At 53.4% G+C, this 23,313-nt stretch carries 20 protein-coding genes and 1 rRNA gene; 14 read left to right on the top strand and 7 right to left on the bottom strand.

The window, feature by feature from the left end:
• A 5S ribosomal RNA gene (gene rrf, locus ACVKSX_RS22850) occupies positions 1 to 93 on the top strand; the annotation flags it as partial.
• Between the two features lie 417 nt (positions 94 to 510).
• Complete coding sequence (locus tag ACVKSX_RS22845) at positions 511 to 825, top strand: hypothetical protein (protein ID WP_010672113.1); 315 nt, start codon at positions 511 to 513, stop codon at positions 823 to 825.
• A 262-nt stretch (positions 826 to 1,087) separates the two neighbouring features.
• On the opposite strand, the gene mobA is transcribed toward ACVKSX_RS22845, so the two are convergent.
• Positions 1,088 to 1,693, bottom strand: a complete 606-nt coding sequence (mobA, locus tag ACVKSX_RS22840; protein WP_354439607.1) for a molybdenum cofactor guanylyltransferase MobA — start codon at positions 1,691 to 1,693, stop codon at positions 1,088 to 1,090.
• A gap of 44 nt (positions 1,694 to 1,737) precedes the next feature.
• On the opposite strand from mobA, the gene ACVKSX_RS22835 reads away from it, so the two are divergent.
• The 5 genes from ACVKSX_RS22835 to ACVKSX_RS22815 all read left to right on the top strand — a co-directional run bounded on the left by ACVKSX_RS22835 (position 1,738) and on the right by ACVKSX_RS22815 (position 7,198).
• Entirely contained in the window at positions 1,738 to 2,013 is a 276-nt protein-coding gene (locus tag ACVKSX_RS22835; protein ID WP_003850728.1) for a YihD family protein, read from the top strand.
• Between the two features lie 45 nt (positions 2,014 to 2,058).
• Entirely contained in the window at positions 2,059 to 3,045 is a 987-nt protein-coding gene (locus tag ACVKSX_RS22830; RefSeq protein ID WP_354439611.1) for a serine/threonine protein kinase, read from the top strand.
• A 26-nt stretch (positions 3,046 to 3,071) separates the two neighbouring features.
• Positions 3,072 to 3,701, top strand: coding sequence for a thiol:disulfide interchange protein DsbA (gene dsbA / locus ACVKSX_RS22825; protein WP_010672112.1), 630 nt, complete (start codon positions 3,072 to 3,074; stop codon positions 3,699 to 3,701).
• 378 nt (positions 3,702 to 4,079) lie between these two features.
• Entirely contained in the window at positions 4,080 to 6,866 is a 2,787-nt protein-coding gene (gene polA / locus ACVKSX_RS22820) for a DNA polymerase I (protein WP_167430620.1), read from the top strand.
• Between the two features lie 284 nt (positions 6,867 to 7,150).
• Complete coding sequence (locus ACVKSX_RS22815) at positions 7,151 to 7,198, top strand: spot 42 RNA, inhibition of DNA synthesis (RefSeq protein WP_071892919.1); 48 nt, start codon at positions 7,151 to 7,153, stop codon at positions 7,196 to 7,198.
• 85 nt (positions 7,199 to 7,283) lie between these two features.
• Here ACVKSX_RS22815 and yihA read toward each other — a convergent pair whose 3' ends face one another.
• Positions 7,284 to 7,919, bottom strand: a complete 636-nt coding sequence (gene yihA, locus ACVKSX_RS22810; RefSeq protein WP_010258448.1) for a ribosome biogenesis GTP-binding protein YihA/YsxC — start codon at positions 7,917 to 7,919, stop codon at positions 7,284 to 7,286.
• Between the two features lie 551 nt (positions 7,920 to 8,470).
• Here yihA and yihI point away from each other — a divergent pair.
• Both yihI and hemN read left to right on the top strand, forming a co-directional pair.
• Entirely contained in the window at positions 8,471 to 8,995 is a 525-nt protein-coding gene (gene yihI, locus ACVKSX_RS22805) for a Der GTPase-activating protein YihI (RefSeq protein WP_284671898.1), read from the top strand.
• Between the two features lie 233 nt (positions 8,996 to 9,228).
• The gene (gene hemN / locus ACVKSX_RS22800) at positions 9,229 to 10,602 is read left to right on the top strand and encodes an oxygen-independent coproporphyrinogen III oxidase (protein WP_187511605.1); all 1,374 of its coding nucleotides are present in this window, start codon (positions 9,229 to 9,231) and stop codon (positions 10,600 to 10,602) included.
• Between the two features lie 44 nt (positions 10,603 to 10,646).
• On the opposite strand, the gene glnG is transcribed toward hemN, so the two are convergent.
• The 3 genes from glnG to glnA all read right to left on the bottom strand — a co-directional run bounded on the left by glnG (position 10,647) and on the right by glnA (position 14,662).
• Positions 10,647 to 12,056, bottom strand: a complete 1,410-nt coding sequence (glnG, locus tag ACVKSX_RS22795) for a nitrogen regulation protein NR(I) (protein ID WP_010258440.1) — start codon at positions 12,054 to 12,056, stop codon at positions 10,647 to 10,649.
• A gap of 7 nt (positions 12,057 to 12,063) precedes the next feature.
• Positions 12,064 to 13,113 (bottom strand): nitrogen regulation protein NR(II), encoded by a 1,050-nt coding sequence (glnL, locus tag ACVKSX_RS22790; RefSeq protein WP_008926971.1) that lies wholly within the window; start codon positions 13,111 to 13,113, stop codon positions 12,064 to 12,066.
• Between the two features lie 139 nt (positions 13,114 to 13,252).
• Positions 13,253 to 14,662 (bottom strand): glutamate--ammonia ligase, encoded by a 1,410-nt coding sequence (glnA, locus tag ACVKSX_RS22785; protein WP_010258434.1) that lies wholly within the window; start codon positions 14,660 to 14,662, stop codon positions 13,253 to 13,255.
• A 438-nt stretch (positions 14,663 to 15,100) separates the two neighbouring features.
• Between glnA and typA the strand changes: the two genes are divergently transcribed.
• The 5 genes from typA to fabY all read left to right on the top strand — a co-directional run bounded on the left by typA (position 15,101) and on the right by fabY (position 20,042).
• Positions 15,101 to 16,924, top strand: coding sequence for a ribosome-dependent GTPase TypA (gene typA / locus ACVKSX_RS22780; protein WP_010258429.1), 1,824 nt, complete (start codon positions 15,101 to 15,103; stop codon positions 16,922 to 16,924).
• A gap of 210 nt (positions 16,925 to 17,134) precedes the next feature.
• Positions 17,135 to 17,731 carry a glucose-1-phosphatase gene (gene yihX, locus ACVKSX_RS22775; protein WP_163640563.1) on the top strand — a complete coding sequence of 199 codons (597 nt, stop codon included), beginning with the start codon at positions 17,135 to 17,137 and terminating at the stop codon, positions 17,729 to 17,731.
• A 3-nt stretch (positions 17,732 to 17,734) separates the two neighbouring features.
• Positions 17,735 to 18,604: a virulence factor BrkB family protein gene (locus tag ACVKSX_RS22770; protein WP_010672108.1), complete on the top strand. Its 870-nt coding sequence runs from the start codon at positions 17,735 to 17,737 to the stop codon at positions 18,602 to 18,604.
• Positions 18,601 to 19,038, top strand: coding sequence for a D-aminoacyl-tRNA deacylase (dtd, locus tag ACVKSX_RS22765; protein ID WP_061704398.1), 438 nt, complete (start codon positions 18,601 to 18,603; stop codon positions 19,036 to 19,038). Before ACVKSX_RS22770 ends, dtd begins: the two co-directional genes overlap by 4 nt.
• Positions 19,039 to 19,094: 56 nt before the next feature.
• A complete protein-coding gene (fabY, locus tag ACVKSX_RS22760; protein WP_010258423.1) occupies positions 19,095 to 20,042 on the top strand; it encodes a fatty acid biosynthesis protein FabY in 948 nt (315 codons plus the stop codon).
• Between the two features lie 34 nt (positions 20,043 to 20,076).
• On the opposite strand, the gene ACVKSX_RS22755 is transcribed toward fabY, so the two are convergent.
• Positions 20,077 to 21,756 carry an AsmA family protein gene (locus tag ACVKSX_RS22755; RefSeq protein ID WP_354439603.1) on the bottom strand — a complete coding sequence of 560 codons (1,680 nt, stop codon included), beginning with the start codon at positions 21,754 to 21,756 and terminating at the stop codon, positions 20,077 to 20,079.
• A gap of 118 nt (positions 21,757 to 21,874) precedes the next feature.
• Complete coding sequence (locus ACVKSX_RS22750) at positions 21,875 to 23,248, bottom strand: nucleobase:cation symporter-2 family protein (protein ID WP_122457462.1); 1,374 nt, start codon at positions 23,246 to 23,248, stop codon at positions 21,875 to 21,877.
• Between the last annotated feature and the right edge of the window lie 65 nt (positions 23,249 to 23,313).

Below are 23,313 nucleotides of genomic sequence, written 5' to 3'. Positions count from 1 at the left end.
CCCACCTGACCCCATGCCGAACTCAGAAGTGAAACGCCGTAGCGCCGATGGTAGTGTGGGGTCTCCCCATGCGAGAGTAGGGAACTGCCAGGCATTAAATAAGTGAAAAAGCCCCGCACGAAAGTGCGGGGCTTTTTTACGTCTGCACTTTGCCACGTTAAGCTGAAAACTTGACCTGTAAGCCTGCTCCGGTAGCCTCCAGGTTCCTCCATTTCCTTTTTGAATTACCAGTAGCCTGATAAACACCGGAAACTATAATAATCATTAGATCAAAATATAAAATAAAGACTAGCAGATACAAAGTTTTTGAAATTTATAGCTTAATAAGTTACCAACTTATTAAGCTAATATGATAATAAACCTGCTAACAGGACTAACGCATAGCATTTAGAATGAATGGATTTTATTCTATTTACATTTTTTAGTGCTTGATTGAAACTAATTTCGACATTTAATTAAATGTCTCCGATGGATTTCTATTGAGCATTAACTAATTTAAGGAAGATTAAAATGAAAGAACTAACTGTTGCTGAAACAGAATTAGTATCAGGTGCCGCCTCTACTGGGATCTTAGACAGCATCGGTGGTGCAGTTATCGGAATGTTTGCTGGCGGAATGGGCGTTGCATGGGCGGGCTGGAACATCTCTGCTAATACTAATGGCGTAACCAGTGGAATCCTGGCTCCAGCACAGGGTGTTTTAGGCGGCCTGTTTGGTGGCATTTGGGGCGTTGTTTTTGGTCTGGTAGTCGGTGCTGCGGAAGGTACTGCTGATTCAATGGCACGCGCAGATTCAGTCTGGACAAATATTTTGAACGCTGGCTGATAATGCTCTGATCGTCCGGGGCATCACCTGCCATTTTAAATATCAGGCGTGCTGCCCCTTTTTTCTCTATCCCTGTCTGAAGCTATTTTACTGGTAATCAGTCATCCGATGTTGCAATGGCTGAGAATGCTCAGCGACTCTTATTCCACGAATAACTGTAGCCATCGTCATCCAGAGATAAAAAAGCTCTTTTTTTTGCAAAAATAAGGACGTCCCGTTAATTGTTACTATCGGGCTGGATCTTCTGCTACTGGACTTTACATTATGCTGGCTGACGACCATTTCCGTCCGGCATATTGCCGGCAGGATAGTCCCTAAGGTCATCAGCCGTATTCACATTCAGGAATAGCGATTCATCATCATCCAGCAGCACCGCATGTCCACCCTGATCGCGCAGGAACTGCATCAGGCGACGCTCACCAGCCTGCAGGTATTCACCGAGTGGCGTACCGAGATCGCGATGAATAAGCGCCAGAGTAGGATGATCCCGGGTTTGTGAGCGCACCCACACTGCGGGGGCATCGCCTCGTTGTTGCATCAGCCGCTCCACGAAGTTGAGCGGGATAGCGGGGGTGTCGCAGGCGCTGAATACCGCCCATTCCCCTTCAATCTCACGCAATCCACTGTAGATACCGGCCAGCGGACCGGGATAATCATCAAAAACATCCTGAATAACCCGACATCCGCTTAACTGATAGCGATCAATATTACGATTCGCATTAATCATGACAATGTCGACTTGTGGCCTGAGCCGTTCAAGGACATGCTGATAAAGCGGCCTGCCATCCAGCTGTACTAACCCTTTGTCCTGACCACCCATACGGCGGCCCTGACCACCGGCCAGAATGATGCCGGTTAATATTGTCATGACTGTGCCCTCGCTGATGACGCACTGTGAAAGGAGAAATCTGAATGAAATGCCATCGTTTAAACGAGTTAATCGCGTTGCTGCAACCCGCCTGGCAAAAAGAGCCTGATCTTAATCTGGTCACATTTTTGCAGAAACTGGCTCAGGAATCTGGTTTCCGTGGCCCGTTAAGTGAATTAACCGATGATGTATTAATTTACCATCTCAAGATGCGTGACTCAGCCAGCGATGATGAGATCCCAGGCCTGAAAAAAGATTATGAAGTTGATTTCAAAACAGCACTGCTCCGCGCACGGGGTGTCATTAAACAGGACGAGTAGTGTTATCCTTGGCTGCTATTTGCAAGGGCAACTACAGGTAACATGATGAGCGACGCTGCTTTTAACTTCCAGACATTGAATCCCGACGTGTTGCTTGATGCGCTCTGGGAAACAGGAATTCGCGTCGAATCGGGTCTGACAGCCCTGAACAGCTACGAGAACAGGGTTTATCAATTCAGCGACGACGAAAAACGCCGCTATGTTGCGAAGTTTTATCGCCCACAGCGCTGGCGTGCCGAACAGATTGCTGAAGAACATCAGTACGCACTTGATCTGCTGGCTGACGAAGTGCCCATCGCGGCGCCACTGCGGTTAAAGGGTGAGACACTGCATTGTCACGCTGGCTTCTTCTTTGCCGTATTCCCCAGCCTGGGCGGACGGCAATATGAGACAGATAACGAAGATCAGATGGAGTGGGTAGGCCGCTTCCTGGGCCGCATTCATCAGACCGGGCGTAAAGCGCTGTTCAGGCATCGGCCTGCCATCGGTCTGGATGAATATCTGCATGAACCCCGGCAGGTGCTGGAGCACTCTCTGTTAGTGCCTGCATCGCTTAAAGTCGCACTGCTACAGGCTATCGATAAGCTGGGAAACACGCTGCAACAACAGTGGCACACCACGTGGCAGCCGCTACGATTACATGGCGACTGCCATCCGGGTAATATCCTGTGGCGTGACGGACCGCTGTTTGTCGATCTGGATGATGCCCGTAATGGCCCGGCCGTGCAGGATCTCTGGATGCTGATCAGCGGCGATCGTCAGGAACAGCGTATTCAATGGGATATACTGCTGGAGGCGTACAGTGAGTTCAGTGATTTTGATATTAATGAATTGTCACTGATTGAACCTTTACGCGCCATGCGCATGGTTTATTATCTGGCCTGGGTTGTCCGACGCTGGCAGGATCCCGCTTTTCCGCGCGCTTTCCCCTGGATGACAGATGAAGATTTCTGGCGCAGGCAAATTTCACTCTTTACCGAGCAGGAGAAGCTGTTGCAGGAACCTCCTCTGCAGCTGACACCGCAATATTAATGACGTAGTCAGGAGAATTTTTCACGATGAAAAAAATTTGGTTTGCACTGATGGGTTTAGTGCTGGCATTCAGCGCATCTGCTGCCCAGTTCACTGAAGGTAAACAATATGTGAGTCTGCCTAAACCTGTGGCCGGCGAACCTCAGGTGATGGAGTTCTTCTCCTTCTTCTGCCCGCACTGCTATCAGTTTGAACGTATTTATCACGTCAATGACGCGGTGAAAAAGAATCTGCCTGCTGACACTAAGATGGTGAAATACCACGTCGATTTTCTCGGTGGAGAGCTGGGGCCGGTCGTGACCCAGGCCTGGGCTGTCGCGATGGCGCTGGGCGTTGAAGATAAAGTGACAGCACCGATCTTCGATGGCATTCAGAAAACGCAGACCATCACCGATCCTGCCAGTCTGAAAGAGACCTTTGTCAAAGCGGCCGGTATCTCTGCGGCGGACTATGATGCAGCCTGGAACAGCTTCGCCGTAAAAGCGCTGGTTGCGCAGCAGCAAAAAGCCGCTGCTGATGTTGATCTGCGTGGTGTGCCTGCTATTTTCGTGAATGGCAAATACATGGTTAACAACGGCGGTCTTGATACCAGCTCTATGGATAATTTCGTCGCAGACTATGCGAACGTGGTTAAATTCCTGGTAAGCCAGAAGTAATCAGCCTCACACCCCCGTTAAACGCCAGCTCTGCTGGCGTTTTTTTTATGCCTTTGAACAACGGGCCAATTTTTGTCCATCTCCAGGGCATAAATTTAATATCCACACAAGGGATCGCGCTATTAAAAATAGCGATCGGGTCACGGAAATTAAATAAGCCAATGAAATTTATGGTTTTTATTCAAGTGCCGATTATTTATTTTCCTGAAAAACAGCGCGTTATAATTTTTACGCACAAAGTTATCCACAGAACGATCGTTGCGATCCTGTCCCCAAAAGCGTGAAAAACTCCAGACGTGGCACGCCTTAGTTCACCATTTCTGCCTGGTTGTGGCATCCTTATAGCCCAACTCATAGCAACGAAGACTACACAGACTTATGGCGCAAATAGCAGAAAATCCCCTGATTCTGGTCGATGGCTCATCCTATCTTTATCGCGCGTATCACGCGTTTCCGCCGCTGACCAACAGTGCAGGTGAACCCACTGGTGCCATGTACGGCGTGCTCAACATGCTGAAAAGCCTGCTGGCGCAATACAATCCGAGTCACGTTGCTGTGGTGTTCGATGCCAAAGGCAAAACCTTCAGGGACGAGCTGTTTGAGCATTACAAATCTCACCGTCCCCCGATGCCTGACGAGCTCCGTGCACAAATTGAGCCGCTGCATGAGATGGTGCGGGCAATGGGGCTGCCGTTGCTGGCTGTGAGCGGCGTCGAGGCTGATGATGTCATCGGTACGCTGGCGCTGGAAGCGGAGAAAAAGGGTCTCTCAGTACTGATCAGCACCGGCGACAAAGATATGGCGCAGCTGGTCACGCCCGCCATCACGCTGATTAACACTATGAGCAACACCATTCTGGGACCAGAAGAGGTTGAGCAGAAATATGGTGTTCCACCCGCATTGATCATCGATTTCCTTGCCATGATGGGTGATAGCTCCGATAACATTCCTGGCGTGCCAGGCGTCGGTGAGAAAACGGCACAGGCGTTGCTGCAGGGGCTGGGCAGCATGCAGACGATCTATGACAATCTGGACAAAGTGGCCGATCTCGGCTTTCGTGGTGCCAAAACCATGGCGACCAAACTTGAGCAGAATCGTGATGTGGCGTTTCTCTCTTATCAGCTGGCGACCATTAAGACAGACGTTGAGCTGGCGCTGCCCTGTGAAGAGCTCACAGTCACTGAGCCCGATACAGAGGCATTGCAGGCCCTGTTCAATCGTTACGAGTTCAAACGCTGGCTGAGTGACCTGCAGGACGGTAAATGGCTGCAGGGTAAAAAGAGCACTACGCAGGCGCAAAAAGCGCAGGCCGATGAACCGGCCCCGGTGGCTGAAACCAGCAGCGTGTTACCGACCGAGGGTTATGTCACCATTCTGGATCAGGATCTCTTTGATAGCTGGCTGGAGAAGCTGAAAAACAGCGAAGTCTTTGCGTTTGATCTGGAGACCGACGCGCTGGATACCCTGAGCGCTAATATCGTCGGCATCAGCTTCGCGGTGGCGCCCGGTGAAGCCGCCTATCTGCCGGTTGCCCATGACTATCTTGATGCGCCTGATCAACTGGATCGCGCTACCGTTCTGGCACAGCTCAAGCCCTTGCTGGAAGATGAGAGCGCATGGAAAGTTGGCCAGAACCTGAAATACGATCGCGGCGTGCTGAAAAACTACGACATTGAACTGGCCGGTATCAAATTCGACACCATGCTTGAGTCCTATATCCTCAACAGCGTGGTGGGCAAACATGACATGGATAGCCTGGCCGCTCGCTGGCTTAACCATAAAACCGTGACCTTCCAGGAGATCGCCGGTAAAGGCAAAAATCAGCTGACGTTCAATCAAATCGCGTTAGAGCAGGCATCCCATTACGCTGCCGAAGATGCAGATGTGACCCTGCAGTTGCATCTGAAGATGTGGCCAGAGCTGGAGAAAGAAGCGGGCCCGAAAAAAGTCTTTGAGCAGATTGAGATGCCGTTACTGACGGTGATTTCGCGCATAGAGCGCAACGGTGTGCTGATCGATCAGTCTATTCTGGCGCAGCATTCGAAAGAGCTGACGGCCCGACTGGCTGAGCTTGAGTTGAAAGCGCATGAGCTGGCGGGGGAACCCTTCAACCTCTCATCCACCAAGCAGCTTCAGGTGATCCTGTTTGAAAAACAGGGCATCAAGCCCACAAAGAAAACACCAGGCGGCGCGCCGTCAACCAGCGAAGAGGTGTTAGCCGAGCTGGCACTTGATTATCCGTTACCCAAAGTGATTCTGGAGCATCGCGGCTTATCCAAACTTAAGTCTACTTATACGGATAAATTACCGCTGATGATCAATCCGATCAGTGGCAGGGTACATACCTCTTATCATCAGGCCGTCACCGCAACCGGACGCTTATCCTCTGCCGATCCGAATCTGCAAAACATTCCGGTGCGTAATGATGAAGGACGCCGAATCCGTCAGGCATTTGTAGCGGCCAAAGGCCATCGCATTGTGGCGGCAGACTATTCACAAATCGAACTGCGTATCATGGCGCATCTCTCTCAGGACAAAGGATTACTGGACGCTTTTGCCCAGGGCGAAGATATCCACCGCGCGACGGCATCGGAAGTGTTTGGCGTGGCGCTGGATAAGGTCAGCGGCGAACAGCGTCGCAGCGCCAAAGCGATCAACTTTGGTCTGATTTATGGCATGAGCGCCTTTGGCCTGTCGCGTCAGCTGAATATCGGCGCGGGTGAAGCGAAAAAGTATATGGATCTCTACTTTGAACGCTATCCGGGCGTCCTGCGCTATATGGAGAACACACGCCAGCTGGCGGCGAGTAAAGGCTATGTCGAAACGCTGGAAGGCCGTCGGCTGTGGCTGCCCGATATTAAATCCGGTAACGCCATTCGCCGGAAAGCCGCTGAACGTGCCGCGATCAATGCGCCGATGCAGGGAACGGCAGCGGATATCATTAAGCGGGCAATGATTGCCGTGGATACCTGGCTGGAACAGCAAAACGACAATGCCGTCAGAATGATCATGCAGGTTCACGATGAACTGGTGTTCGAAGTCAAAGCCGGGGCGGTTGAAGAGGCGAGCCAGAAAATCCGTGCGCTGATGGAAGGTAGCGTGCAGCTCGACGTACCTTTACTGGTTGAAGTCGGTGTGGGTGACAACTGGGATGAAGCCCACTGATTCGATGCGTGTGGTCGGTTCTGAAGAACAGAACCGGCCCTGAATCAGGTATAAGAAAATCGTTTAGTTGACCGGTTTAGCGTGGTCAACGCTGGCACTGAGAGAAAACGCTTTTCTAACTGCTTATGGTCTAAACACTTTTTTCGTCATTAAACTACATCGCAACGCTATTTTTGTGACGTGCATGGTAAAAAAAGTCCTGTTTCATGTAAGTAAGCAACAAAAAAGCCTTTGTCACGCACAGAAAATCAGGTAAAGTTCGTCGCGTAGGGTACAGAGGTAAGATGTTCTATCTTTCAGACCTTTTACTTCACGTAATCGGATTTGGCTGAATTTAGCCGCCCCAGTCATTCTGTGACTGGGGCGTTTTTTATTGGGCTTTTTGTACCGTCAGCATCACCGGCACAAGGTTGCCACTCACTCTTCCGCGTCCTGATCTTCAACCGCAGGTTCAAGCGTATTAAACCAGCTGTCCAGCTTCTGACGAACCTTATCCACGCCGATTTTCTTCAGCGATGAGAAGAGCTCTACCTGCACATCACCAACAAATTCGAGTGCGGCTTCACGCACGACATTGAGCTGCGCTTTACGGGCACCTGAGGCCAGTTTGTCTGCTTTAGTGAGAAGCAACAGCACCGGAATGCCACTTTCCACTGACCACTGAATCATCTGCCGGTCGAGATCTTTCAGCGGATGACGGATATCCATCAGGATAACCAGTCCTTTCAGCGCCTGACGTTTTTGCAGATATTCACCTAACGCGCGCTGCCACTTCAGCTTCATCTCTTCCGGGACTTCGGCATAACCGTAACCGGGCAGGTCGACCAGACGCTTACCTTCTTTCACTTCAAACAGGTTAATCAGCTGCGTACGTCCCGGCGTTTTACTGGTACGCGCCAGACCCTTCTGATTGGTTAACGTATTCAGCGCACTCGATTTTCCCGCGTTCGAGCGGCCAGCGAAAGCCACCTCAATTCCGGTATCGGCAGGCAGATGGCGGATATCCGGCGCGCTCATGACAAAGTGGGTAACGTGGTAATTCAATTCAGACAAGGTGACACTCCAGAAAACGCATTAAGGCAATGCGGGCGATTATACGCGTTATGACGCGAAAGTGCTCAATCGCATCTCGGTAACAAACTTTGTAAGAGATTTGCCATTCACGGTGCGGGTTATTTCGCTTTTTACTTTAATTACTAAAAATAAAAAAATATGTAATTCAAACCCTTATCTTAAAACGTTCTTTTTTTGAACTAACTATTTTCGACACTGACTTGAGGCTTTTACCAGTTGGTCTACATTAGTGTGCAGTGCACGGCAGCACACATCAGGATGATGCGCTCAGGGATACCAGGAGGGTTATGAGCGATGGAATGGAACAGGGTCAGGGATGCGGCCAGACAGGGATAAGGAATAGCTCAGGAGTTGAGCAGGCGCGGGATTAACCGGGATGTTACGAGCCGAAAAGGATTTAAAACATGATTCCTTCTTATGAAGGTATGAAATAAGGCGACAGCTTGAGCTGTCGCCTTTTTTCTTTGTCTACTTTCTGCTAGATTTCGCCGCAATTCTATACTGAATAAAAAAAGCCGGGACCGAATACTATGAAGCAACCTGCACGAGCTGCTAACGGCAAACCTGCCGTCAAAGCCAAACGCAAATCGCGTGACGATATCAACCATGAAGCACGCGATCGCAAACGTGATAAAAAGCATCGCGGACATGCATCTGGCAGCCGTGCTAATCCGGCTGCGTCCGAAAACAATGGCGGACGTCAGGCGGACAGCGTCAAAGATCCGCGCATCGGGAGTAAAAAACCGGTGGTCCTGATCGCTGAAGGAAAAACCGCCGCCGTTAAACCAAAGAAAAGCGCAGAAAAACCGGCAGCAGAGAAGAAAGTGCGTCTGACACCAGAAGAAGAGCTGGCGAAGCTGGAAAATGACGAACGTCTGGATGCGCTGCTGGATCGGCTGGAAAATGGCGAAACACTGTCAGCTGAAGATCAGGGCTGGCTGGATGCCTCGCTGGATCGTATCGACGAACTGATGGAGCAGTTAGGCATTGTGATGGATGATGCCGAAGATGAGCAGGCTGAAGAAGATATGTACCGTCTGCTGAAAGGCAACTAAGCAAATTTGATCGGCATGCGTTACCCGCATGCCGCGCTTAACAGGTAAACGACAATGTTTTGGCCTGGATCAATTTTCGCGCTGCTGGCGACATGTTATCTGCTGTGGTTATTGTTTAAACTACGACGCCTGTCGCGTCTGAAGCAACGTTTACGTCGGGTCTCATCCCGCTCACCTTTTATCTCCTCTTCTTCGCGACCTTCTCTCAGACGACGTCACCGGAAGGAGTGAGCATGCCATCGCAGCAGATTGAGTGGGATCAGGCGTTAATTGAAAAGTACAATTATGCCGGCCCGCGTTACACCTCCTATCCCACTGCGCTGGAGTTCAGCGAGCAGTACGCGGAAAACGACTTCCAGCGTGCCGTGGCGCGTTACCCCGATCGTCCGCTGTCGCTCTATGTCCATATTCCCTTCTGCCATCGTCTCTGCTACTTCTGCGGCTGCAATAAGATAGTGACGCGTCAGCGCCACAAAGCGGACCGCTATCTGGATGTGCTTGAGCAGGAGATTATTCAGCGTGCGCCGCTGTTTCGTCAGCGTCAGGTCACGCAGCTTCACTGGGGCGGCGGCACGCCAACCTTCCTCGACAATGCGCAGATTTCCCGGCTGGTGGCTTTACTGAAGCAGCATTTCAGCGTGGCCGATGATGCCGAAATGTCGATCGAAGTGGATCCCCGGGAAATTGCGCTGGATGTGATTGATCACCTGCGATCGCTGGGATTCAATCGTCTGAGCATGGGGGTGCAGGACTTCAACAAATCGGTGCAGGAGCGGGTTAACCGGGTACAGGATGAAGAGGTGATTTTCGGGCTGATGGCGCGTGCCCGTGAACAGGGGTTCAGCTCGACCAGCATTGACCTGATCTATGGTTTACCCCTGCAGACGCCCGCCAGCTTCGCTTGGACGCTGGAGCGGGTACTGGCGCTGAGCCCGGATCGTCTTAGCGTCTTTAACTATGCGCATCTGCCGGCGATGTTCGCGGCACAGCGTAAAATCAAAGAGGGTGAACTGCCATCGGCTCAGCAAAAGCTGGATATTTTACAGCAGACCATCGCAACTCTGACTCAGCAGGGCTACCAGTTCATTGGAATGGATCACTTTGCGAAGCCGCAGGATGAACTGGCTATCGCGCAGCGCAAAGGCCAGCTGCATCGCAATTTCCAGGGATACACGACGCAGGGCGACAGCGATTTGCTGGGGCTTGGCGTCTCTGCCATCAGCATGATTGGCGACAGTTATGCGCAGAACCAGAAAGACCTTAATACCTGGTACAATTGTGTGGAACAGCAGGGAAATGGCCTGTGGCGTGGCATCGCCTTAACCGACGATGATTGCTTGCGTCGGGACGTGATAAAAACGCTGATTTGTAACTTCTCGCTGAATTTTGCCGCGACAGAAGCGCAATGGGGCATTCGCTTCAGCGACTATTTTGCTGAGGACCTGGCGCTGCTGAAGCCGTTGATAGCTGATGGGCTGGTGGAACAAACCGCTACGGGGCTGGAGGTGACGGGAATTGGCCGGTTACTGATCCGCAATATCTGCATGTGCTTTGATCGCTATCTGCGTCAGAAAGCGCGTCAGCAGCAGTTCTCCCGCGTTATCTGAAGAAACGGGCTGGCAGACTTCACCACCAGCCCGTACTGAACCGCTTATTCCATGCCCAGCTCTTTGAGCTTGCGCGTCAGCGTGTTTCGTCCCCAGCCCAGCAAACGTGCCGCTTCCTGTTTGTGGCCCTGCGTATGACGCAGCGCAGTGGTGAGCAGCGTGCGCTCCATCTCCGGCTGGGCTTCTGACAGCAGATTCTGATGACCGGAACGCAGAGCGCGATCGGCCCACTGTGCCAGCAGCGTTGCCCAGCTGTCAGGCAGCGACTGCACCGGATTCTCCGGCGTACTGGATTCAAACAGTTCTCCGGGCAGGTCCTGAATCAGGACTTCCTGACCCGCAGCCATCACGGTCAGCCAGCGACAGGTGTTCTCCAGCTGACGCACATTACCTGACCAGTGCAGTCGGGTTAACGCTGTCTCGGTTTCCGGATGCAGAATCTTCGCTTCCACACCCAGCTCACGCGCCGCTACCTGGAGGAAATAACGCGCCAGACGCGGGATATCCTCACGACGCTCACGCAGCGGTGGCAGATGCACACGAATCACATTCAGGCGGTGAAACAGATCCTCACGGAACTTGCCTTCCTGTACGCGTAATTCCAGATTCTGATGGGTCGCCGCGATAATACGTACATCCACTTTGACCGGCGCATAGCCACCAACGCGATAGAACTGGCCATCGGCCAGCACGCGCAGCAGACGGGTCTGCACATCCAGCGGCATATCACCGATCTCATCCAGAAACAGCGTGCCGCCATCCGCCTGCTCAAAACGGCCCTGACGGATCTGGTTCGCCCCGGTAAAGGCGCCTTTTTCGTGACCAAACAGTTCTGATTCAATTAAATCTTTGGGGATCGCCGCCATGTTGAGCGCGATAAAGGGCGCTTTGGTGCGTGGGCTGTGGCGATGCAGCGCATGGGCCACCAGCTCTTTACCGGTACCGGACTCGCCGTTGATCAGCACACTGATCGACGAGCGCGATAATCGCCCGATGATGCGGAACACATCCTGCATCGCGGGCGCTTCACCGATGATATCGGTGGTGGGTCCGCTGACCGGCTGATTACGTGGCTGCTGCTGCTCCTGATAATGGCTGATAGCACGCTCGACCAGCGCAACCGCTTCATCGATATCAAACGGCTTAGGCAGGTAATCAAAGGCACCCTGCTGATAGGCGCTGACGGCAGCGTCCAGATCAGAATGCGCCGTCATTATGATGACCGGAAGCATCGGATGACGCTGTTTAATCTGTTTCAGCAGCGCCAGGCCATCCATACCGGGCATGCGAATGTCTGACAGTAAAACGTCCGGGGTCTTGGTTGAGAGGGCATCCAGCACCTCGCTTGCGCTGTCAAAAGTCGCACAGCTCAAACCGGCTCCAGTGAGCGCGCGTTCAAGCACCCAGCGGATGGAGCTATCGTCATCGACGATCCAGACTATCCCTCGTTGCATAGAAACCTCACTGGCGAATAGGCAGGTAAACCGAGAATTCGGTGTGTCCCGGCCAACTGTTAAATTCTATTTTTCCTGAATGTTGATCAATCAGGCTACGGGCGATGGAGAGGCCTAAACCGGTACCGCCTTCGCGTCCGCTGACCATCGGATAAAACAGCGTATCCTGCAGCTGGGCCGGAATGCCGGGGCCATCATCTTCAATATCAATACGTGCCACCAGGCGATAACGCGTGCCGTGCAGCGTCAGCTGGAAAGCCGTGCGGGTGCGGATAATAATGGTGCCGCCATCGTCGCCCAGCGCCTGAAGCGCATTGCGCACCACGTTAAGCAGCACCTGTTCAATCTGATCGGGATCGTGCGGCAGTTCCGGCAGGCTGGGATCATAATCCCGTACCAGCGAGACATTCTCCGGCAGCTCCATCGACACCAGATTGACCACCCGTTCGGCCACCTGATGAATGCTCTGCGTGATGTGCATGCCCGGCTGCTGCGGCCCCAGCAGACGATCAACCAGATTCCGCAACCGGTCGGCCTGTTCAATAATCACTTTGGTATATTCATTCAGCGAGGGATCGGGCAGGGCGCGGGATAAAAGCTGTGCCGCGCCGCGCAATCCTCCCAGCGGATTTTTAATCTCATGGGCCAGGCCGCGAACCAGATCGCGAGCGGCCACCTGCTGGGCGTGCTGTAACTGCTCCTGACTGAGACGACGCTGATTATCCATCGGCGCCATTTCCATCAGGATTAAGCCATCGGGTAACCGCTGGGCGGTCAGCGACATAATGTGCGCGCGACCATCTACCACCAGCGTGACCTCACTGTCAGTAAATCCCTGGCCAGCCTCAAGACTCTCGCGCATCACCTCGATATTCAGCGAAAAGTAGCCGGTTAATTCCGGTAACGGCGTGCCGAACAATTTGCGTGAGCTTTGCGCCAGTAATTGCTGCGCCGCCGGGTTGGCGTAATGAATAACCAGATCGTTATCCACCAACAAAATACTGTTAATTAACGCGTTGAGAATCTGCCCTGCATCGGGCAGAGAGCCAGTTGCCATACAACGTTCCTCTGCACTAAAGAGGTGCATTTTAGTCTTTAAGCCGAAAAGAGGGCGAATGAACGGTGAATTCGCGGAGAAAAAAGCCCATCCGAAGATGGGCTAAAAGTTTCCACGGCAACAAAAAACGTCTGACCAGTTAAACGCTGTAGTAGAGCTCGAACTCAACCGGGTGTGGCGTCATGCGAACGCGATCCATCTCTGCTTTACGCAGTTCGATGTAAGCATCGATCGATTCGTCAGTGAATACTCCGCCGCGGGTCAGGAACTCGCGATCTTCGTTCAGTGCATTCAGCGCTTCTTCCAGAGAGCCTGCAACTTTTGGAATCTCAGCTTCTTCTTCCGGTGGCAGGTCATACAGGTTCTTGTCCATCGCATCGCCAGGATGGATTTTGTTGATGATGCCATCCAGGCCAGCCATCAGCAGTGCGGTGAACGCCAGGTATGGGTTAGCCGCTGGATCCGGGAAGCGCGCTTCGATACGACGCGCTTTCGGGCTGGCAACAACCGGGATACGGATTGAGGCTGAACGGTTACGGGCAGAGTAAGCCAGCATAACCGGTGCTTCGTAACCCGGGACCAGACGCTTGTAAGAGTTGGTGGTCGGGTTCGCCAGGGCGTTGATCGCTTTAGCGTGCTTGATGATACCGCCGATGTAGAACAGCGCCATTTCAGACAGGCCGCCGTACTTATCGCCGGCAAACAGGTTCTGGCCACCTTTGGAGAGTGACATATGGCAGTGCATGCCTGAACCGTTGTCGCCAAACATAGGCTTCGGCATAAAGGTCGCGGTTTTGCCGTAAGCGTGCGCAACGTTGTGAACCACATATTTGTAAATCTGAATTTCGTCCGCTTTTTTGGTCATGGTATTGAAGCGGGTTGCCACTTCGTTCTGACCCGCGGTCGCCACTTCGTGGTGATGCGCTTCAACAACCAGGCCCATCTGCTCCATGGTCAGACACATAGCAGAACGAATGTCCTGTGATGAGTCAACCGGTGGAACCGGGAAGTAGCCGCCTTTCAGACCTGGACGGTGACCTTTGTTACCGCCTTCGTACTCTTTACCGGTGTTCCATGCCGCTTCGATATCGTCGATAGCAACGTGTGAACCGGACGTCGATGAGCCGAAACGGATGTCATCGAACAGGAAGAATTCTGGTTCTGGTCCAAACAGTACGGTATCAGCGATGCCGGAAGAGCGCAGGAAATCTTCAGCGCGCTTAGCGATAGAGCGTGGATCGCGGTCGTAGCCCTGCATGGTGCCTGGCTCGAGGATGTCACAACGGATGATCAGCGTAGAATCTTCGAAGAAAGGATCCATGACCGCCGTGGTGGCGTCAGGCATCAGCACCATGTCTGATTCGTTAATGCCTTTCCAGCCGCCGATAGACGAACCATCGAACATTTTGCCTTCTTCGAAGAAGTCAGCGTTAACCTGGTGAGCAGGGATCGTAACGTGCTGTTCTTTACCTTTGGTATCGGTAAAACGCAGGTCAACAAACTTAACTTCATGCTCGTTCATCATCGAGAGAACGTGTTCAGCGGACATACTCAACTCTCCTGGAAATGGTCTTTCATTATCTACATGGCGAGGAAACGTCGTTTCCGGAATACGTTGCGGGAAAACAACTCCCTGACCAACCTCTTCCGGCACGCTCTTCAACCGACATCTGTCTGGCGTTTACGCTTGATTTAGATAAAGCGAATTCTGTGCCAACTTTTTTGATGATGCTTAAATCGCCTTGTGGTGCACCTTTTTGTCATAAAGCGGCTGCACCACGATCGTTTTATTGCACCAGTGTGGTGCTTAACGGTCGCCTGATGGCACTATTTTGGTGCATCAGACCAACTTAGTGCATTTTCTGCACCGGTAACAGGGCAAATTGGCCTCCATGCAATAAACTTTCAGTGAAAAGTGTGATCGTGTTCAGTCTTCCGCTTAATCAGTGTACAATAACGCGCTATTTCTAATGCCTGAGGCAAAGCTGTGATCGAAAATTTGCGTAACATCGCCATCATCGCGCACGTTGACCATGGAAAGACCACCCTGGTTGACAAACTGCTGCAACAATCCGGTACTTTTGATGCCCGTACCGAAGCAACAGAGCGCGTGATGGACTCCAATGATTTGGAGAAAGAGCGTGGGATTACCATCCTCGCAAAAAACACCGCCATTAAGTGGAATGACTACCGTATCAACATCGTTGATACCCCGGGACACGCCGACTTCGGTGGTGAAGTTGAGCGCGTCATGTCCATGGTGGACTCGGTGCTGCTGGTTGTAGATGCGATGGATGGCCCTATGCCGCAAACCCGCTTCGTGACCAAAAAAGCGTTCGCGCATGGTCTGAAGCCGATTGTGGTTATCAACAAAGTAGACCGCCCTGGTGCGCGTCCGGATTGGGTTGTTGATCAGGTCTTTGACCTGTTCGTTAACCTGGATGCTACTGATGAGCAGCTCGACTTCCCTATCATTTTCGCCTCTGCGCTGAATGGTATTGCTGGTCTTGAGCACACCGACATGGCTGACGATATGACCCCGCTGTATCAGGCGATCGTCGACCACGTTGCACCTCCGCAGGTTGAGGCTGACGCCCCACTGCAGATGCAAATCTCTCAGCTGGACTACAACAACTACCTGGGCGTGATCGGCATCGGCCGTATCAAGCGCGGTAAAGTTAAGCCTAACCAGCAAGTCACTATCATCGATAGCGAAGGCAAAACCCGTAACGGTAAAGTCGGTAAAGTCCTGACTCACCTGGGTCTTGAGCGTATCGACAGCGACCTGGCAGAAGCGGGCGATATCATTGCTATCACCGGTCTGGGCGAGCTGAACATCTCTGACACCATCTGTGATCCACAGAACGTGCAGGCGCTGCCAGCACTGAGTGTCGATGAGCCAACAGTTACCATGTTCTTTAACGTCAACACCTCACCGTTCTGCGGTAAAGAAGGTAAGTACGTGACTTCACGTCAGATCCTTGAGCGTCTGAACAAAGAACTGGTTCACAACGTGGCACTGCGCGTTGAAGAAACCGAAGATGCTGACGCGTTCCGCGTATCAGGTCGTGGTGAGCTTCACCTGTCAGTTCTGATCGAAAACATGCGTCGTGAAGGTTTCGAACTGGCGGTATCCCGTCCGAAAGTTATCTTCCGCGAAATCGATGGCCGTAAACAGGAGCCATTCGAGAACGTTACGCTGGATATCGAAGAGAACAACCAGGGTTCAGTCATGCAAGCCATGGGTGAGCGTAAGGGCGATCTGAAAAACATGGATCCGGATGGCAAAGGCCGCGTACGTCTCGACTACGTGATCCCAAGCCGTGGCCTGATCGGCTTCCGTAACGAATTCATGACCATGACTTCCGGTACCGGTCTGCTCTACTCTACCTTCAGCCACTACGATGACATTCGTGCGGGCGAAGTGGGCCAGCGTCAGAACGGCGTACTGATCTCCAACGGTCAGGGTAAAGCAGTTGCGTTTGCACTGTTCAGCCTGCAGGACCGCGGTAAGCTGTTCCTGGGTCACGGTGCAGAAGTCTATGAAGGCCAGATCATCGGTATTCACAGCCGTTCTAACGACCTGACAGTTAACTGCCTGACCGGTAAGAAACTGACCAACATGCGTGCTTCAGGTACTGATGAAGCCACGACGCTGGTTCCGCCAATCAAGATGACCCTTGAACAGGCGATTGAGTTCATCGATGATGACGAACTGGTAGAAGTTACACCACAGTCAGTGCGTATCCGTAAACGTCACCTGACTGAAAACGACCGTAAACGTGCATCACGTGGTCCTAAAGACGCATAATTGCGCCTTTAACTGATAAAGAGCCCCGCCTGCGGGGCTTTTTTTTTGCCTGAAATTCCTGCCTCTTCAGCCGGGCCAGCGAATATTTGTGGGATATGTCGCGCTTTTTACCTGCCCGCTGCCGTTTACGCTTTTCTCTCCGCGAGTGCCTGTTCAGCCTGCCCTTTTGCCGCTAGAGTGAATACTCCAGGGAACAGAAGGAGACACACCATGCTGTATATCTTTGATTTAGGCAATGTGATTATCGATATCGACTTTAACCGCGTGCTGGGTGTCTGGAGTGACCTTAGTCGTGTGCCGCTGGCCTCGCTGCAAAGCCATTTCCAGATGGATGAGGCGTTTGAACAACACGAACGTGGCGAGATCAGCGATGAAGATTTCGCGCTGGCGCTGTGTGAAAAGCTGGAAATCGCGCTGAGCTATGAACAGTTTGCCGCTGGCTGGCAGGCGGTATTCGTTGACGTACGTCCGGAAATCCTGGCGCTGATGAACCGGCTGCGGCTGGAAGGTCATCGGGTGGTGATCCTCTCTAACACCAACAAACTGCATTGCGAATTCTGGCCAACACAGTATCCGGACGTGCAGCAGGCAGCCGACAAGCTCTATCTCTCCCAGGAGCTGGGCATGCGTAAACCGGAAGCCCGGATATACCAGCATGTGCTGGACGCAGAAGGTGTGGCTGCCGATCAGGCGGTATTTTTTGACGATAATACACAAAACATTGAGGCGGCCCGCGCCCTGGGTATTGAAAGTGTACTGGTTACTGACAGTAAAACGGTACCCAACTGGTTTGCAGGTCAACAGTAATTCATGATGTCACGTAAATTTCGTCCCGGGCTGCATGCATTCTGGTTGTGGCTCAAACTGTTGTGGAAACGCATTGATGAGGATGGCATGACGACCCAGGCCGGTAATCTGGCTTATGTCTCATTGCTGGCGCTGGTGCCGCTGATTGCGGTGGTGTTTGCCCTGTTTGCGGCGTTTCCGGTCTTTTCAGATATCAGCGTGCAGTTGAAGCACTTTGTCTTTACCAATCTGATGCCGGCTGCAGGTAACACGCTGCAACGCTATCTTGAGCAGTTTGTGGCTAACGTAAACCGGATGACGGCGGTCGGAGCGGTCGGCCTGATTGTTACCGCCTTACTGCTGATGCATTCCGTCGATACCGCGTTAAACACCATCTGGCGCAGCAACAAGAAGCGGCCGATGGTCTATTCCTTTGCGGTCTACTGGATGATCCTGACACTAGGCCCGTTACTGGCCGGAGCCAGTCTGGCGATCAGCTCTTATCTGCTGTCGCTGCGCTGGATTAACGCGACAGGCGTCACCAGCCTGGTCGATCAGATGCTGCGAATTTTCCCGCTCCTGCTGTCGTGGCTCGCCTTCTGGTTGCTCTACAGCATCGTTCCTACCCAGCGAGTGCCGCCGCGCGATGCGCTGATTGGCGCGCTGGTTGCCGGTGCGCTGTTTGAGCTGGGCAAAAAGGGCTTTGCGCTCTATGTTACTATGTTCCCCTCTTATCAGCTGATCTACGGCGTACTGGCCGTGATCCCCATTCTGTTTCTCTGGGTCTACTGGACCTGGTGTATTGTGTTGTTAGGCGCTGAAATCACCGTTGCGTTAGCCGACTATCGGCAGTTAAAGCAGCAACACAAAGAGGAGCAACGCGAGGAAACATGATTGCATTGATTCAACGCGTACAGCGCGCCAGCGTCAGCGTCAATCAGGAAGTGGTCGGTGAAATCGATGCCGGTTTACTGGTTTTGCTGGGCGTGGAAAAGGACGATGACAACGCGCGTGCGGAACGTCTCGCAGAACGCGTATTGGGCTATCGCATCTTTAGTGATGAGCAGGGCAAAATGAACCTGAGTGTTCGCCAGGCGGGCGGAAGTGTGCTGGTGGTGTCACAGTTTACGCTGGCCGCAGATACCCAAAAAGGGATGCGTCCCTCCTTTTCGGGTGGCGCCGAGCCCGCTGAAGCCGAGCGGCTGTATGAATATTTCAGCGACTGCTGTCGCAAGCAGGGCATCACCACGGCTAATGGCCGTTTTGCTGCGGATATGCAGGTCTCGCTGGTGAATGATGGTCCTGTGACGTTCTGGTTACAGGTGTGAGAGCGTCAGCTGAGCGGCAGGGAACTGGCCACACATCCGAGCGGGAGAAACATTACATGTATCACCTTCGCGTGCCACAGACGGCGGAAGAGCTGGATATCTATTATCAGTTCCGCTGGGAGATGTTGCGTAAACCTCTGCGTCAGCCGCAGGGGTCGGAACGTGACGCCTGGGATGCGCTGGCGCATCATCAGATGGTGGTTGATGAGCAGGGAAATCCGGTCGCCATCGGCCGTCTCTATATTAATGCCGACAATGAGGCCGCTATCCGCTTCATGGCCGTTCATCCTTCGGTTCAGGGCAAGGGACTGGGTACTCTGGTGGCGATGACGCTGGAATCCGTGGCGCGTCAGGAAGGGGCTAAGCGGGTAACCTGCAGCGCCCGCGAAGATGCTGTCGCTTTCTTCGCTAAACTCGGCTACATCAATCAGGGCGAGATTACCGCGCCGCAGACGACGCCGGTGCGTCACTTTTTGATGATCAAACCGGTCGTCACGCTTGACGATATCCTGCATCGCGCCGACTGGTGCGGTCAGCTGCAACAGGCCTGGTATGATCATATCCCGCTCAGCGAAAAGATGGGCGTCCGTATTCTGCAGTTTACCGGGCAAAAATTTATCACCACCATGCCGGAAGCGGGCAACCAGAATCCACACCAGACGCTGTTCGCTGGCAGCCTGTTTTCGCTGGCAACGCTGACCGGCTGGGGATTGATCTGGCTGCTGCTGCGCGAGCGTCATCTGGGTGGCACCATTATTCTGGCGGATGCGCACATTCGCTACAGTCACCCCATCAGCGGACGGCCTGGCGCGATTGCCGATCTGGGCTCATTAAGCGGCGATCTCGACCGCCTGGCGCGCGGACGTAAAGCGCGTGTGCAGCTCGAAGTTGAGCTTTTTGGCAATGATGAGTGTGGCGCTGTGTTTGAAGGGGTCTATATCGTCCTGCCCGCCGATCCTGATGGGCCGCTGGAAGAGGGAGGTTCCGGCGCGCGTATCAACTAATCATCAGGGCCGCTTCAGCGGCCCAGATCTGTTGTTAACGTACCTCGCCAGCCTGCATGGTCTGCTGCAGTTGCTGACTGTCGGTTGTCACCGACAAACTGCCATTGATCGTCGGGCGAAGCGGCTGATTTGCGGTTAATGCACCGTTCAGCTGCAGCTGCATATTACTGTCACCGGTTAACGGCAACGCGGGCCATCCCCAGTTCTGTAACACATTCACAGGTACAGCACGACCCGTCAGTTGCAGCGTCAGCGGACGGGCTGGCTGCTGGCCTACGGTGGCCGTCCCTTCGAGCAGGCCCTTATTACTGAACGCACTCAGCTCCGTAACCTGAATCTGCTGCTGGTCAGCGCTCAGCGCAATCGACGGATGACGCAGGTCGGTGCGATTAAAGGTTGATTCTGCCGCGTTCAGGCTGAGCTTACCCGACCAGATCCCCCACTGGTGCTGCTGCGCCAGCAGCAGGTTTTCACCGGATCCATCCAGTGAGGTCAGCTGGAAGGGAAAAGCCGGATTGATGTCGATAATCAGGTTTCGGTTAGAGGTGAAGCGCGTCACCTCTACGCTATCCAGCCACGCGGGCAGTGTCGCCTGCCAGCGATCGCGCCAGTCCTGCGGCAGAGTGTATTCCAGTCCCGCCACCGCCAGGTTTTTCAGTGTCAGGCGTTTATCGCTACGCGACCAGTCACCGTCAGCCCGAATTACCCCATTTGCCCAGCGTGAACTGAACTGCGTCAGTGCCACGCCCTGCGGTGAGAAGTCCAGGTTAACGATGGGGTCATTTAGTTCGAATCCACCGTTGATAAAATTGCTGGCATTCAGCGCCAGCGAACCATCGTTACTCTGCCAGTCATCACCCTGCCAGTTAACGTTTCTCAGCGTCAGATCCAGATCCGTTACCGCCCAGTCAGGCCCCTGCAGGCGGGCATCGGTCATGTCGAGTCGCGTAATAGCAATCGAGGGGACAACCTGCAGGCTATGCAGGAAATCTTTCAGGCTGCTGGTGGTCTGCAGACGGATGTCGTTCAGGCGCAGCTGATTAATTTTCCAGTTGCCCTGGGCATCGCGCTCACCGTTGCCGGTCATGGAGCCACGCGCCAGGTCGGCACCAATATTGTCAAAGCGCATCCGACCCTGGGAGACACTGCCCTGGATCAGTACGTTTTCACCCGGCACATTATTCAGTGTCATGCTGCCTGCGCTCATCTGGAAGCGGGCATCGCGGCCCAGCATATCAAGGGCAGTGGGTTTCCACGGCAGAATGCCGCCATTAACCTGCTGAGCAAACAGCGGTAACGCGCTGTTGGGGCTGTCGATACGCATATTGTTGAGTTGCAGGCGATCGGCCTGAATCGGTAGCGCGCTGCCTGGCGCCAGATTGGCCAGATTCACTTCTCCGTCGCGCAGCTCAAGGCTGCTGAAATGCAGCGGATCGCTGAACTGAATCAGTGCCAGACCGAGATCGACCCGTTTCGCCACCAGAACTGCAGGCTGTCCATCGTGACCAAAGCTGAAGTCATCCAGAATGATGTGAGAGGGAGAGGAGAAATTGTGTTCAATTTTACTCAGGGAGAGATGCCATTCGGTTTTGTCACTCACCCAACGGCTAAACCAGCCTGCACCCCACTGTGTCTGCAACAGAACATAGATCACGACCAGGGTGAAAAGCAGCAGCAAAAGTAAGGTGAGGAAAAACTTTCCAATAAATTTCATAGCATCCTTCCCGAGTTAAATCCGGTGAGAGGTTGTTATGCCTGAATTACCGTTACAGCTCAACAGCCTGGATGTAAATCCGAATAATTAGCAGGCAGGCCGAAGCCTGCCTCTGGCCTTACTTCTCTGGCGGAAAAATCAGGTTGAGTGCGATAGCGGTAATACCGCCCGCCGCAATACCGGAAGAGAGCAGGGTTTTCAGCCAGTCAGGCGCAAACTGCAGGATCAGCGGCTGCTGGGAAACGCCCAGGCCCACCGCCAGCGACAGCGCAATAATCATGATGGCGCGGCGGTTAAGCGGCTCGCGTGACACAATGCGAACACCCGAGGCGGCGATGGTGCCGAACATCACAATGGTGGCGCCGCCGAGTACCGGTTCAGGGATCATCTGCACCAGTCCGCTGACCGCCGGGAACAGCCCCAGCACAATCAGCATCAGCGCGACAACAAAGCCGACGTAGCGGCTGGCAACACCGGTCAACTGGATCACGCCATTGTTCTGACCGAAGCAGGAGTTCGGGAAAGTATTAAACAGCGCGGAGACAAAGGAGTTGAGGCCATTCGCCAGCACGCCGCCTTTCAGGCGTTTCATATAGAGGGGCCCGCTGACCGGCTGCTCTGACACATCCGAGGTGGCGGTGATATCGCCGATAGTCTCCAGAGAGGTCACCATAAACACCAGCATCAGCGGGATGAGCAGATTCCAGTCGAAGCCCAGCCCGTAATAGAGCGGGGTCGGCACCACGATCAGCGGCTGATCGGTGGGGATGCCGGCGGCAGGCAGCATGCCCATCGCCCAGGCCAGCAGATAGCCCACCGCCATGGCAATGACCAGGGAGGCAACGCGCAGGTAGGGGTTCTTCTGCCGGTTAAGTAGCACGATCACCAGCAGCACAGCCCCTGCCAGCATCAGGTTTTTCGGCGCACCAAAAGTATGGTCGTTAATCGCGCTGAAACCGCCGCCAATGGAGGTCAGCCCCACCTGAATCAGCGACAGGCCGATAATCATCACCACGATACCGGAAACCAGCGGCGTGATGATCCGGCGCGCCAGGTGCAATACGCGTGACAGCACCATTTCGGTACAGGAGGCGACCATCAGCGTGCCAAACAGCGCCGCCATCATGGTAGGCACGTCAGCGCCGCCATTTTTTAGCGCCATGCCGCCCATAATCAAGGGCGTAACGAAGTTGAAGCTGGTGCCCTGAATCGACAGCAGGCCCGAACCCACCGGTCCCCATGTTTTGATTTGCAGCAGTGATGCCACACCCGATGCAAACAGCGACATGCTGATCACGTGCCGGGTATCCTCTGCGGGCAGCCCTAACGCCTGACAAATCAGAATCGCGGGGGTAATGACCGCGACAAACATCGCCAGCAGATGCTGACCGGCGGCAAACAGCGTTTGCGGCAGGGGAGGACGATCTTCAAGACGATAAATCAGTTCGCTTTGCGTGGCGGAAGGCTGTTCTGGCTGCGGATTAGTGGACATCTTCTGTTCTTCCCGAAAAATAATGTGGCGATTGTAATCATCCGCAGGCTAAAAGCAATCGTTTG

The organism is Pantoea sp. PvP021 (genome assembly GCF_054056055.1).
The sequence above is the reverse complement of the archived record's forward strand: the minus strand, read 5'-3'. Positions and strand labels throughout refer to the sequence as shown.